The following is a 1,818-nucleotide window of genomic DNA, read 5'->3' as shown; positions in this document are numbered from 1 at the left end:
GGGGGGTGGAACTGCTCGTCTCTGAGTGCGTATGAGTGTGTTCTGGCGTGTGTGAGTGAGTGGGTGTGGTCCGTGGGCTGCGCTTTGTTGCGTCCGGGGGAACGGGAGTCCGTGTGTCGAATGGGTGACCTTTGACTGGTCTGCTCGTTGGGTGTGGTGAGCGGGTTTTCAGGGTGTGGCGCTTGAACGGGGGTGCATGGTGGGTGGTCTGCGGAAGCTTGCGGCGCCGTTCGTCGCGCGGGGCCCGTCGGGGGTTGCGGTCCGCACCCGGCTCAAGCAGCTCACGGTCGCGGATGTGGAGGTGCTGCGGCGGGTGGGCGCGCATCTGGGGACGCTGGCCTCGGGTGATCTGAAGGCGCGTTGCCGGGACGGCCTGGGGCATGATGCCGAGGGGTGGGCGGTGCGCAAGCGGGAGCTGACCCCGCAGTCGTCGGCCCGGTGGGCAGGCTCGATCACGAAAGCCACACACGATCAGTGGGCGTTGGCCCGCCGCTGTCAGCGTGCCCACCTGCAGTCCCTGGAGGCAGGGGTGCGGGCCGTGCGGCAGCGGTTGTCGCTGCCGGTCGGTTCGAAGGGTTCGAAGAAGGCCCCGGGTGGTTACCGCAGTCGGCGGGAGTGGCATGCCAAGGCCCGCCGCCTGCACGTACTGGAGACCCGGCTGGAGCGCGCGCGTGCGGACTGGGCGGCCGGGACCGTGCACGTCGTCCGGGGCGGCAAGCACCTGGCCCACACCCGGCACCACCTGCCCGCCGCCCGGCTCACCGAGGCCCAGTGGCGTGAACGCTGGGAAGCGGCACGCTGGTTCCTGCAGGCGGACGGGGAGAGCGGGAAACGGTTCGGCAACGAGACGATCCGGGTCAGCCCGGACGGTGAAGTCAGCATCCGACTCCCCGCCCCGCTCGAAGGGCTGGCCAATGCTCCGCACGGCCGGTACGTCCTCACCGGCCGCATCCGGTTCGCGCACCGCGGGCAGGAATGGGCCGACCGCGTGACAGCCAACCGGGCCGTCGCCTACCGCATCCACCACGACACGACACGCGGACGCTGGTATGTAACGGCGTCCTGGCAACAGCCCGTCACCCGCACACTCCCCCTGGCCGCTGCACTGGCCGACGGTGTGATCGGCGTCGACATGAACGCCGACCACCTCGCCGCCTGGCGCCTGGACACCCACGGCAACCCGGTAGGCAGCCCCCGGCGCTTCTCCTACGACCTCACCGGACCAGCCGAACACCGTGACGCGCAGGTCCGCCACGCCCTGACCCGGCTCCTGCACTGGGCCCGGGCCTGCGGCGTGACAGCGATCGCCGTCGAGGACCTCGACTTCACCGCCGAGACGACCCGCGAGAAACACGGCGGCAGGAAACGGTTCAGGCAGCTGATCTCCGGCATGCCCACCGGCCGCCTCCGCGCCCGCCTGACCTCCATGGCCGACCAGATCGGGATCACGGTCATCGCCGTCGACCCCGCCTATACCTCGAAGTGGGGCGCCCAGCACTGGCAGAAACCCCTCACCAGCCATACCCGTAAGACGACCCGGCACGATGCCGCGAGCATCGCGATCGGGCGACGCGCCCAGGGCTATCCGGTCAGGCGTCGGACGGCACCGCCCCGCACCCACCAGAGCGATGGATGCGGGCATCGGACCGTCCAGGCCCCACCAGAGGCTTCTGGGCGTGAGGGACCCCGCCCCCGTGTTCCCGGACCACGGACACGATCCGTGAAACCGGACACGGAGCGAAAGCGGGCGACCAGGACACCCAAAACCGTTCGGGATGTCCGCAGTGTGCAGGAATGGGTCCAGCACTCACTCCTGCA

At 70.1% G+C, this 1,818-nt stretch carries 1 protein-coding gene; it reads left to right on the top strand.

What is annotated here, in order from left to right; all coding sequences use genetic code 11:
• Positions 1-199: 199 nt before the first annotated feature.
• Positions 200-1,818: IS200/IS605 family accessory protein TnpB-related protein (locus ACP4IX_RS36090; RefSeq protein WP_426558864.1), on the top strand; the 1,619-nt coding region annotated here is incomplete at its 3' end.

Source organism: Streptomyces sp. WG5, assembly GCF_049974565.1.
Classification (GTDB): domain Bacteria; phylum Actinomycetota; class Actinomycetes; order Streptomycetales; family Streptomycetaceae; genus Streptomyces.
Note: the sequence above shows the minus strand (reverse complement) of the source record. Positions and strands in the feature narration are given on the sequence as shown.